This is a genomic window from Giesbergeria sinuosa, assembly GCF_042652905.1.
In the GTDB taxonomy this organism is placed as follows: Bacteria; Pseudomonadota; Gammaproteobacteria; order Burkholderiales; family Burkholderiaceae_C; genus Simplicispira; species Simplicispira sinuosa.
Genome location: NZ_JBHSHJ010000001.1, coordinates 322,147 through 336,331, shown reverse-complemented (window position 1 = coordinate 336,331; position 14,185 = coordinate 322,147). Strand labels below are relative to the sequence as shown.

General features: G+C 60.0%; 14 protein-coding genes. 7 read left to right on the top strand and 7 right to left on the bottom strand.

From position 1 onward, the window contains the following. The first annotated feature begins 44 nt into the window (after positions 1-44). The 5 genes from cobJ to ACFO6X_RS01475 are packed head-to-tail and all read left to right on the top strand — an operon-like array spanning position 45 to position 3,170. On the top strand, positions 45-1,061 hold the full coding sequence (cobJ, locus tag ACFO6X_RS01495) for a precorrin-3B C(17)-methyltransferase (protein WP_382429781.1): 1,017 nt from the start codon (positions 45-47) through the stop codon (positions 1,059-1,061). Beyond that, positions 1,058-1,402, top strand: a complete 345-nt coding sequence (locus tag ACFO6X_RS01490; protein WP_382429329.1) for a (2Fe-2S) ferredoxin domain-containing protein — start codon at positions 1,058-1,060, stop codon at positions 1,400-1,402. Before cobJ ends, ACFO6X_RS01490 begins: the two co-directional genes overlap by 4 nt. Next, positions 1,399-2,175: a uroporphyrinogen-III C-methyltransferase gene (cobA, locus tag ACFO6X_RS01485; protein ID WP_382429327.1), complete on the top strand. Its 777-nt coding sequence runs from the start codon at positions 1,399-1,401 to the stop codon at positions 2,173-2,175. The genes ACFO6X_RS01490 and cobA overlap by 4 nt, the downstream gene beginning before the upstream one ends. Continuing rightward, on the top strand, positions 2,168-2,689 hold the full coding sequence (locus ACFO6X_RS01480) for a DUF2946 family protein (protein WP_382429325.1): 522 nt from the start codon (positions 2,168-2,170) through the stop codon (positions 2,687-2,689). Before cobA ends, ACFO6X_RS01480 begins: the two co-directional genes overlap by 8 nt. Positions 2,690-2,714: 25 nt before the next feature. Then, a complete protein-coding gene (locus ACFO6X_RS01475; RefSeq protein WP_382429323.1) occupies positions 2,715-3,170 on the top strand; it encodes a DUF1877 family protein in 456 nt (151 codons plus the stop codon). 43 nt (positions 3,171-3,213) lie between these two features. Here ACFO6X_RS01475 and ACFO6X_RS01470 read toward each other — a convergent pair whose 3' ends face one another. The 3 genes from ACFO6X_RS01470 to hypE all read right to left on the bottom strand — a co-directional run bounded on the left by ACFO6X_RS01470 (position 3,214) and on the right by hypE (position 8,741). Then, positions 3,214-3,690 carry an HIT family protein gene (locus ACFO6X_RS01470; protein WP_382429321.1) on the bottom strand — a complete coding sequence of 159 codons (477 nt, stop codon included), beginning with the start codon at positions 3,688-3,690 and terminating at the stop codon, positions 3,214-3,216. Then, positions 3,687-7,592: a DUF3683 domain-containing protein gene (locus ACFO6X_RS01465; protein ID WP_382429319.1), complete on the bottom strand. Its 3,906-nt coding sequence runs from the start codon at positions 7,590-7,592 to the stop codon at positions 3,687-3,689. The genes ACFO6X_RS01470 and ACFO6X_RS01465 overlap by 4 nt, the downstream gene beginning before the upstream one ends. A gap of 108 nt (positions 7,593-7,700) precedes the next feature. Next, positions 7,701-8,741, bottom strand: coding sequence for a hydrogenase expression/formation protein HypE (gene hypE, locus ACFO6X_RS01460; RefSeq protein WP_382429318.1), 1,041 nt, complete (start codon positions 8,739-8,741; stop codon positions 7,701-7,703). A gap of 159 nt (positions 8,742-8,900) precedes the next feature. On the opposite strand from hypE, the gene ACFO6X_RS01455 reads away from it, so the two are divergent. Continuing rightward, entirely contained in the window at positions 8,901-9,119 is a 219-nt protein-coding gene (locus ACFO6X_RS01455) for a hypothetical protein (protein WP_382429316.1), read from the top strand. A gap of 25 nt (positions 9,120-9,144) precedes the next feature. Here ACFO6X_RS01455 and ACFO6X_RS01450 read toward each other — a convergent pair whose 3' ends face one another. Continuing rightward, positions 9,145-10,395, bottom strand: a complete 1,251-nt coding sequence (locus tag ACFO6X_RS01450) for a YbfB/YjiJ family MFS transporter (protein ID WP_382429314.1) — start codon at positions 10,393-10,395, stop codon at positions 9,145-9,147. 149 nt (positions 10,396-10,544) lie between these two features. Between ACFO6X_RS01450 and ACFO6X_RS01445 the strand changes: the two genes are divergently transcribed. Then, positions 10,545-11,678, top strand: coding sequence for a GNAT family N-acetyltransferase (locus ACFO6X_RS01445; RefSeq protein ID WP_382429312.1), 1,134 nt, complete (start codon positions 10,545-10,547; stop codon positions 11,676-11,678). Here the strand turns inward: ACFO6X_RS01445 and hypD are convergent. The 3 genes from hypD to ACFO6X_RS01430 are packed head-to-tail and all read right to left on the bottom strand — an operon-like array spanning position 11,656 to position 14,171. Beyond that, positions 11,656-12,792 (bottom strand): hydrogenase formation protein HypD, encoded by a 1,137-nt coding sequence (gene hypD, locus ACFO6X_RS01440; RefSeq protein ID WP_382429310.1) that lies wholly within the window; start codon positions 12,790-12,792, stop codon positions 11,656-11,658. The genes ACFO6X_RS01445 and hypD overlap by 23 nt on opposite strands. Next, entirely contained in the window at positions 12,789-13,034 is a 246-nt protein-coding gene (locus tag ACFO6X_RS01435) for a HypC/HybG/HupF family hydrogenase formation chaperone (RefSeq protein ID WP_382429308.1), read from the bottom strand. The genes hypD and ACFO6X_RS01435 overlap by 4 nt, the downstream gene beginning before the upstream one ends. A gap of 6 nt (positions 13,035-13,040) precedes the next feature. Then, positions 13,041-14,171, bottom strand: coding sequence for a Kae1-like domain-containing protein (locus ACFO6X_RS01430; protein ID WP_382429306.1), 1,131 nt, complete (start codon positions 14,169-14,171; stop codon positions 13,041-13,043). Between the last annotated feature and the right edge of the window lie 14 nt (positions 14,172-14,185).

Here is a 14,185-nt window from a genome sequence, read left to right as displayed (position 1 = left end):
ACCCTCCTATGTTGCCCTCCATGCCCCCAGAAAGCCCCTCCCGCATGACCCCCTCCCTCACCCCAGACACCACTACGGCACCGGCCACGGCGGGCAAAATCATGCTGGTCGGCATTGGCCCCGGCAGTGCCGACCACATGACGGCCCGCGCCCGCGAGGCCATCATCGAGGCCGATACGGTGATTGGCTATGTCACCTATATCAAGCTGGTGGCCGATTTGCTCGACGGCAAAGAAGTCATTCGCAAAAGCATGACCGAAGAGCTAGACCGGGCCGTGACGGCGCTGGAAGCCGCTCGTCAAGGCAAAAAGGTGGCGCTGATTTCTTCCGGCGATGCGGGCGTGTATGGCATGGCTGGGCCGACTTACGAGGTGCTGTTTCAAGCCGGTTGGACACCCGATGACCCCGTGCAGGTAGAGATCATTCCGGGAGCCTCGGCGCTCAACAGCTGTGCCGCGCTGGTGGGTGCCCCCCTGACGCACGATTTTTGCGCCATCTCTTTGTCGGACTTGCTTACGCCTTGGCCCACCATTGCCCGGCGGCTCGACGCCGTGGCGATGGCCGATTTTGTCGTAGCCCTCTACAACCCTAAAAGTGGCCGCCGCACCCGGCAGATTGTCGAGGCCCAGCGCCTGTTTTTGCGCCACCGCCGCCCCGATACCCCAGTGGCTATCGTCAAAAGTGCCTACCGCCGCCGCGAGAGCATCATCTTTACCACGCTAGACCAAATGGCCGAAGCCGACATCGGTATGCTCAGCACCGTGCTGATTGGCAACAGCAATACCATTGTCCGCCACGGCCTGATGGTCACGCCGCGTGGCTACGCCAACAAATACGATCTGGAACAAAACGGCCAAACGCGCGATGGCGAAAAACGTGGCCGTTCGCTGTCTACTGGGCTGCTAGGCTGGTTAGAGACTGTGCAGGCGCAATACGCTGAGGGCACAGCCATCGAGACCCTGGCGCAACAATACCGGCTGCCCGCCGACTATATTCGCGCCACTTTGTTGGAGCCGATTTCTGAGCTTGCCAGCACCGATACCGCTGAGGAAGAAGCATGAACACTGAGAGCGTAGAGAAACCCAAAATCGGTGACTATCGCCGCCACCTGCTGGTGTGTACCGGCCCACGCTGCACCCAAGATGGGGCCGCACAAGCCCTGTTTGATAGCTTGGGCGACAAATTCAAGGCCGCTGGGCTAGACAAGGGCGATTTGCGCGTCAAGCGCAGCCGGGTCAGTTGCTTTGCGGCCTGTAAAGGCGGCCCAGTGATGTGTGTACAACCCGATGGCACGTGGTATTACAACGTCACTTCCGACAACATGGATCGCATCATTGCGCAGCACTTGGTGGGTGGGCAGCCAGTGCAGGAGCTGGTATTTCACCAAGGGCCAGCGGCATGATGCCCGTGCTGTCAGAACAAGCACGGGGCACGGTATCGCTGGTCGGGGCAGGGCCGGGCGATTTGGAACTGCTCACGCTGCGCGCTTGGCGGCGCTTGCAACAGGCCGAAGTGGTGGTTTATGACAATCTGGTTGGCCCCGGCATTGTCGATTTGGTGCCAGCGCAGGCGCAGCGCATTTATGTTGGCAAATCGGCTGGCAACCACACGCTGGCCCAAGAAGAAATTTGCCAGTTGCTGGTCGATTTGGCCCGCCAAGGCTTGCGCGTGGTGCGGCTCAAGGGTGGTGACCCCTTCGTTTTTGGCCGGGGCGGCGAAGAAATGGACGTGCTGTTACAACAGCAGATTCCAGTCGAAATCGTGCCCGGTATCACCGCCGCTTTGGGGGCCGGGGCCAGCTTTGGTTTTCCGCTCACGCACCGCGACCATGCGCAAAGCTGCATCTTTGTCACTGGGCACCTCAAAGACCACACGGTAGACCTAAACTGGCAAACACTGGCGCAACCGCACCAAACAGTCGTGATCTATATGGGCATTACCGGGCTAGCCACCATTGCCCGCGAGTTGCAAGCGGCAGGGCTGCCCGCAGACACTCCAGCAGCCCTGATCTACAAAGCCACTTGGCCGCAACAGGCCATTTACACCACCACCGTGGCCGCATTGGACGCCACGGCCCGCCGCTATGGCATCAAGCCCCCCACGTTGCTGGTGATTGGCACTGTGGTGTCCTTGATACCGCCCTCTGCACTCGGTGCAGAATGGCGGCATGGATGACATTGTTCAACAAGCCTTGGCCAAATGGCCCCATGTGCCCCACTGTTATGGTTGGTTAGGATTGGATGCGCGTGGGCGCTGGTTCATGCGCGATGATGCCACCCAAGCCCTAGGCCCATTCCCGCAGAGCAAAGGCTCACTCTTGCAACACGACAAGCTCATCGAATTCATTGGCCGCAATTACGAAGCCGACGCTTTGGGGCAATGGTTCTTTCAGAACGGGCCACAGCGCGTCTATGTGGAGCTAGAACACACCCCGTGGGTGTGGCGTCTACAACCCGATCTGACCGTGCGCAGCCACACTGGGCGTTTGGCCCAACCGCAAGCCTGCCTGATCGATGAAGAGGGCAAAGTTTATTTGGCAACAGGTTTAGGCCTAGGGCTAGTGCATACCCAAGACGTGGGAATGCTGGCGGACGCCCTGGAACAATGGCAATGGGAACCACAGCCAGTGCAAGCCGCAGCACTAGCGCAGAGTTATGGTTTTGTGCGCAGCCCCACGGCACCCGCTTGAGCCGTATTTTTCTAAGGATCGTCCAATGAGTATTGCCGGAGAGTTTGTGGTCGTACCCACCGAGGTGCTGCACCAGCATTTGGCGGGCCAACAGGACTTATGTGCCTGGGTGCGTGGTGAACTGCCGGGCCAACCGCAACCCTTGGTGCTAGATATCGGCGACCACTGGCATGGCATCAATGCCCTTTGCGATGCACTCGATATTGCCTATGTGATGGGCGAGCACGACATTGCACTGGCCTGCTGTGAGAGTGCTTTCTGGGTGCCAGAGGCCCGTGTCCCGCTGATGGCCCATCAGCTTCAAGACATATCTGCCGAAGATTTGCAGTCAGCCCTAGAGGCGCTGGATTACGACAACCTCTACCACGGCCACTATTTGCAAGAGCACCCGCAACAATTGGCCGACACCTTGGGCCAGATTGCCGCGCTGTATGAGAAAGCGGGCCAGTCTGGGCAGGTGGTGCTGTTTATGATTTGCTGATCGGCATCTGGCCCACAGGACGGCCATCAGTCCGTGGGCTGGCTCAAGCCAGCGGCAGTTGAATCCGCAGCACGGCTTCGATCTCAGGCAATCGCGCCCGCACGGCTTCTTCCTGCTCTAGCGCCCGCTCGCGCTGCGCGGCGGCCCAGATGGGGGCGGGAAAATGGCTGTCCCAATCAAAGCGGGCAATCACATGCCAATGCAGGTGCGGCACCATATTGCCCAATGCGGCCAGATTGATCTTGGTGGGCTGCAACTGCTGGCGCAGCGTGCGCTCCACCGTAGTCACCACCTCTAGGCAATGCAGGCGCTCAAAGGTGGATAAATCAGACAGTTCGGGCAGGTGCGAGTTCCACACCACCCGGTAAAACGCCGGAAAACCCGGCTCATCGGCGCGAATCACGCGCAAACGCTCGTTGCGCCAGACCACCGTCCCCCCATCTTGGCTGCACAGCGCACAGCCGGGCTGAAACACTGGGGGCCGCGCAGGCGGGACGGTGGACATGGCGCGTTCGGTCATACCAATACTCTTTCTATACCGCCCTGATTGGCTTTGGCCACATACTCGGGCAACCAGTTTTCGCCCAGCACTTCGCGGGCCATTTCGATCACGATGTAATCGGCTTCGAGCAGGCCATTTTGCAAGTCGTCGCCATAGCGGGTCAGACCTTGCAAGCAACTGGGGCAACTGGTCAAGATTTTGACATTCTCTTGCGCGCCCACAGCACCGCTGGCACGCAGTGCAGTTTCGCCCTTGCGGATTTCCTCTTCCTTACGGAAGCGCACTTGGGTCGAGACATCGGGGCGTGTCACACCCAGCGTGCCCGATTCACCACAGCAACGCTCGCTTTTCAGCACCTGTGGCCCCACCAAGGCTTTGACGGTTTTGAGCGAATCTTGCAGCTTCATCGGGTTGTGGCAGGGTTCGTGGTAGAGATAAGCGCCCTTGCCTTGCAGGGTGATGCCCTTTTCTAACAGATATTCGTGAATATCGATGATGCGGCAGCCCGGGAAAATCTGCTCGAACTCGTACTTCTGTAACTGGTCGTAGCAAGTGCCGCAGCTCACCACCACGGTTTTAATGTCCAAGTAGTTGAGCGTGTTGGCAACCCGATGGAACAGCACCCGGTTGTCGGTGATCATCTTTTCGGCCTTGTCAAACTGGCCGCTGCCACGCTGTGGGTAGCCACAGCACAGGTAGCCCGGCGGCAACACGGTTTGCACCCCTGCGTGCCAAAGCATAGCTTGCGTCGCCAGCCCGACCTGGCTGAACAGGCGCTCCGAGCCACAGCCCGGAAAGTAGAACACCGCTTCGGTCTCGGGGGTGGTGACCTTGGGGTTGCGGATGATGGGCACGTAATCTTTGTTTTCGATGTCCAGCAGCGCACGGGCGGTCTGTTTGGGCAGGCCGCCGGGCAGCTTCTTGTTCACGAAATGGATCACCTGCTCTTTAATCGGCGCAGTGCCCACCGTGGCCGGGGGCTTGGTGGTTTGCTTGCGCCCCACCTTGCGCAGCATATCCACGGCCATGCGTTGGGCTTTAAAGCCCACATCCACCATGCCCTTGCGCAACAGCTTGATAGTGTCGGGGTTGGTAGCGTTGAGCATGGTCATCGCCAGCGCATTGCCGGGGCGGAAGCTCTTTTTGCCCATTTTGCGCAGCAGGTTGCGCATGTTCATGGTCACATCGCCAAAGTCGATTTTGACCGGGCAGGGGCTTTCGCAGCGGTGGCACACCGTGCAGTGGTCGGCCACATCTTCAAACTCTTGCCAGTGCTTGATGCTGACACCGCGGCGCGTTTGCTCTTCATACAAAAAGGCTTCGACCAGCAACGAAGTGGCCAAAATTTTGTTGCGCGGGCTGTAGAGCAGGTTGGCGCGTGGCACATGGGTGCTGCACACGGGCTTGCACTTGCCACAACGCAGGCAGTCTTTGACCGAATCGGCAATCGCGCCGATGTCGCTTTGCTGCATGATGAGCGACTCATGCCCCATCAAGCCAAAGCTGGGGGTGTAGGCGTGCGTCAAGTCCGAGAAGGCCACGCGCTCGCTCAGGGCATCGTTGCCGCTTGGTGGTGCGGTGGGCTGGTCTTGCGGGCGCAGCAGCTTGCCTTTGTTAAAGCGCCCTTGGGGGTCTACCTTGGCCTTGTATTGGGCAAAGGGTTGCAGCTCTTTTTCGGTCAAAAACTCCAGCTTGGTGATGCCAATACCGTGCTCGCCCGAAATCACCCCATCCAAGCTGCGCGCCAACACCATGATGCGCTCGACGGCACCGTGGGCGGCTTGCAGCATTTCATAGTCGTCGCTGTTCACCGGCAAATTGGTATGGACGTTGCCATCGCCCGCGTGCATGTGCAAGGCTACCCACACGCGGCCCTTGAGCACGCGCTGGTGGATAGCATTGCATTCGGCCAAAATCGGCAAGAAGGCCACGCCGGTAAAGATGTCTTGTAGCCGGGCGCGAATTTGGGTTTTCCAACTGGCGCGCAAGCGGTGGTCTTGCAATTGCGGGAACAGGGCTTCCACCTCGAGCAGCCAACCTTGCCACAGGTCACGCACTTCGGCCAGCACCTGCAAGGCTTGGGCCACGCGGTCTTCCAGCATCTCAGCTGCCGGGATTTCGCTGGTTTCGTCGTGCTTGCCCAGCGGCAGATTGCCACGCAAGAAGAAGGCTTCGAGTTCATCCACCAGCTTGAGCTTGTTGCGCAGGCTCAGTTCAATGTTGATGCGCTCGATGCCATCGGTGTATTCGGCCATGCGCGGCAGCGGAATCACCACGTCTTCGTTGATTTTGAAGGCGTTGGTATGGCGGCTGATGGCGGCAGTGCGTTTGCGGTCGGCCCAGAACTTTTTGCGCGCTTCGGGGCTGATGGCGATAAAGCCTTCGCCGCTGCGCGAGTTGGCAATGCGTACCACTTCGCTGGTGACGCGAGCCACATCGTCGGCGTTGTCACCGGCAATGTCGCCAAACAGTACCATTTTGGGCAGGCCACCGTGCTTTTTGCTCTTGGTGGTGTAGCCCACGGCTTTCAAATAGCGGTCATCCAAATGCTCCAAACCGGCCAGCAGCACGCCCGAGCGTTTTTGCTCGGCAAACATGAAGTCTTTGATCTCGACAATGCTGGGCACAGCATCTTTGGCGTTGCCAAAGAACTCTAAACAAACGGTGCGGGTGTGCTCGGGCATCCGATGCACCACCCAACGGGCGCTGGTAATCAAGCCATCACAGCCTTCTTTTTGGATGCCCGGCAAACCGCTGAGGAACTTGTCCGTGACGTCTTTGCCCAGCCCTTCTTTGCGGAAGGTTTTGCCCGGAATGTCCAGCCGCTCGGTGCGGATGAAGGTTTTACCGTCGGCTTCGTAGTAGTTCAGCTCAAAGCTGGCGACTTCAGCATCGTGGATTTTGCCCAGATTGTGGTCTAGGCGCACCACTTCCAACCATTGGGCATCGGGCGTGACCATGCGCCAGCTGGCCAAGTTGTCCAGTGCCGTACCCCACAGTACCGCTTTTTTGCCACCGGCATTCATAGCGATGTTGCCGCCAATGCACGAGGCCTCGGCGCTGGTCGGGTCGACCGCAAACACAAACCCGGCCCGCTCAGCCGCATCGGCCACGCGCTGCGTCACCACACCGGCTTCTGTCCAGATGGTGCCCACCTCGCGCTCAATGCCGGGGAGCTTGCGCATCTCAACCTCGGTCATGGCTTCGAGCTTTTCGGTGTTGATGACCACGCTCTTCCACGTCAGTGGAATCGCGCCGCCGGTGTAGCCCGTGCCGCCCCCACGGGGAATGATGGTCATGCCCAAATCAATGCAGCCTTTGACCAAGGCGGCCATTTCGGCCTCGGTGTCGGGGGTGAGCACGACAAAGGGGTACTCAACGCGCCAGTCGGTGGCATCGGTAACGTGGCTGACGCGGCTCAGGGCATCAAACTTGATGTTGTCTTTGGCTGTCAGGCGGCCCAGCGTGCGCCGGGTTTGGCGGCGCAGCTCGGCAATTTGGTCAAACGCGGCATCAAAGCGGCGAATGGCCGTGCTGGCGAGTTCCAGCAGTTCACCCACCAAAGCGTCGCGGGCAGCATCGTCTTGTGGCTTGCGGCGCTTTTGCACTTCGCCCAGCCGGTGTTGCAAGGCTTGCACCAGCAGTTTGCGCCGGTCGGGGTTGTCCAGCAAGTCGTCTTGTAGGTAGGGGTTGCGCTGCACCACCCAGATGTCGCCCAACACTTCGTAGAGCATCCGGGCAGAACGGCCCGTGTGGCGCTCTTCACGCAGTTGTTGCAACACCTCCCAAGCGCGTGCGCCCAACAGGCGAATCACGATTTCGCGGTCAGAGAAGCTGGTGTAGTTATAAGGAATCTCGCGCAATCGCACGGGTTCGGGGGACTGCGCCATCAGGGCGGTCAACGCGGTCGGAGCATTCATGGGGGTGAACCTTAAAGGGGCGGCGCACCCGGCAAGGCCGGGCAATCGCAAAAGGGGATTTTAGAAGCGCAAGGCAGCACTGTTGGTGTCAGGGACAAGACAGCTTGCTCAACAGATGCGGGGCAGGGCCTCGGCAGCCAACCAATCGACCATGCGTTGCCCCCCCATACGGGTGTGCATCTGCACAAAATAGCGATCGTCAGCCACCACATCGCCAATGCGGGCTGCCTCACGGCCCAGGGGGTGGGCGCGCAGGGCCGATAAAGCAGCATCGGCTTGGGCCGCTGGCACTATCACCAGCAAGCGCCCTTCATTGGCGACGTCCAAAGGGTCTAGGCCCAACAGCTCGCAAGCCGCCGCCACCGCAGAGCGCACCGGAATCTGCGCCTCTTGCAACACCACGCCCACCCCAGATTGGTGGGCAATCTCATTGAGTGTGGCCGACAGGCCACCGCGTGTCGGGTCGCGCAGCACATGCACGCCGGGGGCGGCATCGAGCACATCTGACACCAAGCCATGCAATGCGGCTGTATCAGAAACAATAGGGGCATCAAAACTCAAGCCCTCGCGCACCGACATGATGGCCATGCCGTGGTCGCCCAAGGGGCCAGACACCAGTATCACATCACCAGGCTGGGCATAGGCACCAGACACATCGGCGCCGTCGCGCAGCACGCCCACACCCGTGGTGGTGATAAAAATACCATCGGCTTTGCCGCGCTGCACCACTTTGGTGTCTCCCGTCACAATGGGCACACCCGCCGCACGCGAGGCAGCAGCCATCGACTCCACCACCCGCGCCAAATCAGACAGTGGCAATCCTTCTTCCAGAATAAAGCTTGCTGTCAAATACAAAGGGCGCGCTCCCATCACTGCCACATCGTTGATCGTGCCATGCACCGACAGGCAGCCAATATCGCCCCCTGGAAAAAACAAGGGGGAGACCACATGGGCATCAGTGGCCATGACCAACCGACCGTGGCACAGTGGCAGCCGAGCGCCATCGTCGCCTTGTGCCAGAAACTCATTGTGCAAGGCAGGGGCAAACAATTGCCCGATCAACTGCACCATTGCCCGACCTCCGGCACCGTGGGACAGATCAATGCGACCCTGTTGCAAATCCAGGGCGGAGGAGACAAGAGAGATCATGGCATTTTTCCGGCAGCAAAGCCTGCAGGATAAAGGAAGGATGCAGGCAGCCGTTAGACTGCCCTGCGTAGACCTGCCCCCACTGGGGGTGAACACGCAAAGCCCGTGGGCACGCGTGGATCGCCCACTTTTTTCGCCTTGCCCTGCTTGTTTGTCATCATGCACCTCGTTTTTGAAAAGTTGTCTTGTTTGCGGACTGTCTTGTGGGGGCTACTGGTTGTGTGCAGCTGCACTGGCTGTGCAGTAGTGACGGTAGCCGGGGCGGCCGTCACGGTGGCTACCACTGCGGTGGGAGTTGGTGTGGCAGTGGTTAGCACAACGGTAGATGTGGGTGTGGCAGGGGTCAAGGCAGTGGTGGGGAGTGATGAGCAGGAATGAGCAGGGCTGGGCGTGCCACATGCCCTCAAAGGGCTTTTTGCCGCCATGCCAACAGTGCGCCTAGCCACAGTGCCCCCGCAGAGAACAACAGCCCACGCGCCAAACCACCGGGCCCATCAGAAATCCAACCCACCACGGTGGGCCCCACAATTTGCCCCACAGCAAAGATAATGGTGAAACCACTGATACCACTGGCCCATTGCGCTTGGGGCAGGTTATGCCGCACCAAAGCTGTGGTGGCAGCCACTACCGACAAAAATACGGCCCCAAACAACAGCCCCGACACCACCAAAACAGGCAAGGCACTGGTCAAGGCCGGCAAGAGGGTGGCACACCCCAGCAACGCATTGAGTCGCGCCAACGGCTGACCGTCGCGGTGGCGATCGAGCAAGCCAGCCCACAGGCGCGACGATGCCACCACCGCCACCCCGAGCAGGCTGTAAAAAATGGTGATAGTGCTGTCTGAATTGCCTTGTGCCCGCAACAGCGCAATCACAAACGTCATGTAACCGATATAACCCACCCCAAACAGGCTGTAGCCCAGCAGCGCCGGGGCCAATGCCCGCCAAGGCACGGTGGCGGCAGTAGCCACTCCACTGCTGGCGGTGGTGGGCCCAGGTGGGGCACTGGGGCCTGTTTCTATACCGTGGCGCTGCAAAGCGCGCAGGGCCAGCACCAACACCAGCGTGGCCACACCAGCCCACCCCCCCAAAATCCACCAAGCCCACATCCACGGATGCGCCTGTGGCCCGGCTACGTGCAGCGCCGCAGGCACCGACAAGGCGCACAGCACAATGCCCCAACCAGCACCACCGTAATACAGGCCCAGCAACAAGCCACTGTGTCCCGGCCAACGCAAGCTCAAGCGTGCAGCCAACAACCCACCAGCCGTAAAAATCCAAGCACTCAACACCCCTGCCAACAGACGCTGGCCCAACAAGGCGCCTGAGGCCGTAAATAAGCCCCCCACCACCATGCAAACACTGGCTATTGCCGTCGTCCACAACAGCAACGGCCCCGGCCCCCAGCGCCGCATCAATGCCGGAGTACTCAAAGCGCCTAACAGGTAGCCAATAGCGTTGAAGGTATTCATCAGACCGGCCAGCGAGTAACTCCAATCCAGATCGGCCCGCATAGGGGGCAAGAGCAGGCCGTAAGAAAACCGCGTGATGCCCAAGGCCACCACTGCCGCCAAAGACAGTGCCAAGGCCAGACCCAATCCGGTGCCTGCTTGCGGATGCGCTGGTGGTGCGGAATGGGTGGAGGCATGGGGCATGGGCTGTCCTAGGATCAATGGCCCAAGGCTTATAGCGCATGGCTGCACGGTGTCGTCAGTATCTGGGCATCATCTGCGGGTAAACACGGAGTAATGGCGTGCAGTTGCTGCCACCAGAGCCTTTGTGTGCATCCGATTGGAGTTCTGCCATGCCCCTAGAGATTGAAATTGCCCCCGCACTGGACGCAGTGCCCGCAGCAGAGTGGAACGCTCTGGCCGATAAACACCCCTTTGCGCAGCACCATTTTCTGCACCTGTTGCAAGAAACCGCTTGTGCCAAACCAGACACGGGCTGGACGCCCTGCCATGTGCTATTGCGCGAGCACGGGGTGCTGCAAGGGGCGGTGGCCGCCTACCTCAAGACCCATTCGCGCGGTGAGTTTGTTTTTGACCACTCTTGGGCACAGGCTTATCACCAACATGGCTTAGATTACTACCCCAAACTGGTGGTGTCGGTGCCCTTCACTCCGGTAGCTGGCCCACGCTTGTTGGCGAGTAAACCAGCACATCGGACTTTGTTGATCCAGGCGCTGATGGCGCTGGCACAGCAGACACAGGCTTCTTCTATCCATGTACTTTTTCCAGCAGAACAAGACCTCACTGCACTCAAAGAGGCCGGTTTTATGGTGCGCGAGAACGTGCAGTTCCATTGGCGCAATGCCAACTATGCCGACATGGATGCTTTTTTGGCAACGATGGCGCAAGAGAAGCGGAAAAAATTCAAACAAGACCGCAAAAAAGTGCAGGCGGCGGGCATCACATTTGCATGGCTAGAGGGCCATGCACTGACCGCCAAGACCCTGGAGTTTTTTTACCATTGCTACCAAAACACCTATGAACGCCACGGGGGCCGGCCCTATTTGTCGCTGGAGTTTTTTCTCCGTCTGCACCAACAAGCACCAAATGCTTTGATGCTGGTATTGGCGCAACGCCAAGGTATGCCCATAGCCTGCGCTTTGAATGTTCGGGGGCCGGATGTGTTGTATGGGCGCTATTGGGGTTGTGTGGAGCCAGTGCCGGGCCTGCACTTTGAAACCTGCTATGCCCAATCTATCGCTTATTGCATTGAGCGGGGCATCACCTCTTTTGAGGGGGGTGCGCAGGGCGAACACAAGATGTCTCGCGGCCTGCTACCGGTCAAGACCTTTTCTGCCCATTGGGTAGCCAATCGGCGCTTTGCCGAGGCCATTGCCGAGTTTTTGCAGCGCGAAACCCAAGCCGTGGAGGAGTATGTGGAGGTGCTTGAGCAAAGCTCGCCTTTTAAGCGGCAGGGCCAAGGCTAGGCACAGCCACCCCACGAAACCGTCCATAACTGTAATGGGCTGCACAAGCCCCCTCCGACGACACCATGCACGAGCCTATCGGGTGCTCGGGGGTGCAGGCAGTAGCAAAAATGCGGCATTGCTCCGGGCGCTTCTCACCGCGCAAAATGGCTGCGCATTCGCAGGCTTTGTGGTCGGGCACCGGCTGGTAGGGGGCGGCAAAACGCTGTTCGGCATCAAAAGCCGCCCAAGCTGGGCGCAAGCGCAGTGCCGATTGCGCCAAAGTGCCCAAGCCGCGCCAGTCAAAAGCCGGGCGCAACTCAAACACCTGCTCCACCAAGGCTTGCGCTTTGCGGTTGCCTTCGGGTGTCACGGCGCGGGTGAATTGATTTTCTACTTCCGCACGACCTTGGTTGATTTGTGCCACCAGCATTTGAATGGCACGCAACACATCCAACGGTTCAAACCCAGCAATCACCACGGGTTTGCCATAGTCGCGCGCAAACGGCATATAGGGCGTGCTGCCAATCACGGTAGACACATGCGCTGGCCCGACAAACCCATCAATCTGCACCCCCGCCGGGGCGGCCAAAATAGCGTGCATGGCGGCCGGAGTCAGCACATGGTTGCACAGCACCGAAAAGTTTTTCAATCCTTCTGCCTGCGCTTGCAGCACCGCCACGGCGGTGGGGGGGGTGGTGGTTTCAAAGCCAATGGCTAAAAACACCACCTGCCGCTCGGGCTGTTGGCGGGCGATGTGCAGCGCATCCAACGGCGAATACACCATGCGCACATCGGCCCCTTGACCTTTGGCCCGCAGCAAAGATAACTTGTGCGAGGCTGGAACGCGCAGCGTGTCGCCATAAGCGCACAAAATCACCTGCTGCTCTAACGCCAGCCGAATAGCTTGGTCAATGCGGCCAATCGGCAGCACACACACCGGGCAGCCGGGGCCGTGGATCAGTTGGATCGAGGGCGGTAACAAATCCACCAGCCCATAGCGCGAGATGGCATGGGTATGGCCGCCGCAAAACTCCATCAGCCGATACTGGCGGCCCGGTTGCACCTCGCGGGCAATGGCGTGGGCCAGTCCTTGGGCGATGTGGCCGTCACGAAAATCATCCACATACTTCATGGCGCAGCCCCTGCGGCAGGGGCTACCGTAGCCCCGATTTCTCGCAACAGTGCCAGTGTGGCTTCGGCCTCTTCCACATCCAGCTTTTGCAAGGCAAAGCCGACATGCACGATCACATAGTCGCCCACGGCCACATCGTCCACCATCGCCAGCGAGATGGTTTTTCGCACCCCATCCAAATCCACCACGGCTTGGTCTGGGGCGGGCAATTGCACAACTCGGGCAGGTACAGCCAAACACATCGCTATTTATCCTTTGGGGTAGTCTTGCAGCCCAGCGCGGGCGACCCACGTTTGGCCCAAGGCAATGGCGCTATCGCCGGGGCGCAGGGTCTGGGCTTCTAGGCAGCGCCAGCCGCGTGCAGCACAGTGTTGGCGCATGGCCGTCAACAGATATTGATTGAACCAGCACCCCCCACCCAGCGCCACCGTGGTAATCCCGGTGCTGGCGATGGCCTGTTCTAACCAAGCGCACAAAGCGGCGGCCACCGTCGCATGAAAGTAGGCAGCCCCTCGGCCTGCATCGGGCTCATCGGCCAGCGCCGCCAACAGGGGCAGCAGGCTGAGTTGCCCATTGGCTTGCAGCAGCCAGCCTTGGGCCAAGGGCGCACAGGGGCCATAGGCTTTGGCCGCTTGCTCTAGCGCAATAGCGGCTTCGGCCTCGGTGTGCATGACATGGCACAGCCCCAGCAAACCGGCCGCCGCATCAAACAAGCGCCCCATGCTAGAGCTGGCCGGGCAACGCACACCCCGCACCAACAGTTGTACCACTCCAGCCGCCGCACTGTGTTGGGCAAAACGCACTGGAATATCACGCCCCCGGCCCAAGGCGTGCAAAGCTGCTGCGGCCATGCGCCAAGGCTCTTGCGCTGCCCGGTCGCCCCCCGGCAAGGCCAGCGGGTGCAAATGCCCCAAGCGTTGGCAATGGCTGCCGTGGACTTGCAACAGTTCCCCACCCCACGCCGTGCCATCGTGGCCCCAACCCACGCCGTCCAGCGCCAACCCCAACACCGGCCCTTGCCAGCCATGTTCGGCACAGATGGCAGCAATGTGCGCGTGGTGGTGTTGCACCGCCAGCAAGGGCAGGCCCATTTCTTGGGCCAGCGTGGCGGCCAAGCGGCTGGAATAAAAATCCGGGTGCAGGTCGTGGGCGATGCCTTGGGGTTGTTGGCCGGTTTGCTGTTGCAACCCAGTGAGCAAGGCGCGTGCTGTGTCTTCATGGGCACGACACGCCTCTGGGCTGTCCAAATCACCCACGGTGTAAGAAAGAAAGGCTTGGGTGGCACTGGCAGCACACACCGTATTTTTGAACCACGCCCCCAAAGCCAGCACCGGCGGGCCGGGGGGCAAGGGCAAGCCATGTTCGATGCGGTGAAGCACAGGCCGCCAGCATC

Coding starts and splice junctions, on each gene's coding strand:
- cobJ (WP_382429781.1), top strand. CDS start 45: ATGACCCCCTCCCTCACCCCAGACACCACTACGGCACCGGCCACGGCG.
- ACFO6X_RS01490 (WP_382429329.1), top strand. CDS start 1,058: ATGAACACTGAGAGCGTAGAGAAACCCAAAATCGGTGACTATCGCCGC.
- cobA (WP_382429327.1), top strand. CDS start 1,399: ATGATGCCCGTGCTGTCAGAACAAGCACGGGGCACGGTATCGCTGGTC.
- ACFO6X_RS01480 (WP_382429325.1), top strand. CDS start 2,168: ATGGATGACATTGTTCAACAAGCCTTGGCCAAATGGCCCCATGTGCCC.
- ACFO6X_RS01475 (WP_382429323.1), top strand. CDS start 2,715: ATGAGTATTGCCGGAGAGTTTGTGGTCGTACCCACCGAGGTGCTGCAC.
- ACFO6X_RS01470 (WP_382429321.1), bottom strand. CDS start 3,690: ATGACCGAACGCGCCATGTCCACCGTCCCGCCTGCGCGGCCCCCAGTG.
- ACFO6X_RS01465 (WP_382429319.1), bottom strand. CDS start 7,592: ATGAATGCTCCGACCGCGTTGACCGCCCTGATGGCGCAGTCCCCCGAA.
- hypE (WP_382429318.1), bottom strand. CDS start 8,741: ATGATCTCTCTTGTCTCCTCCGCCCTGGATTTGCAACAGGGTCGCATT.
- ACFO6X_RS01455 (WP_382429316.1), top strand. CDS start 8,901: ATGCACCTCGTTTTTGAAAAGTTGTCTTGTTTGCGGACTGTCTTGTGG.
- ACFO6X_RS01450 (WP_382429314.1), bottom strand. CDS start 10,395: ATGCCCCATGCCTCCACCCATTCCGCACCACCAGCGCATCCGCAAGCA.
- ACFO6X_RS01445 (WP_382429312.1), top strand. CDS start 10,545: ATGCCCCTAGAGATTGAAATTGCCCCCGCACTGGACGCAGTGCCCGCA.
- hypD (WP_382429310.1), bottom strand. CDS start 12,792: ATGAAGTATGTGGATGATTTTCGTGACGGCCACATCGCCCAAGGACTG.
- ACFO6X_RS01435 (WP_382429308.1), bottom strand. CDS start 13,034: ATGTGTTTGGCTGTACCTGCCCGAGTTGTGCAATTGCCCGCCCCAGAC.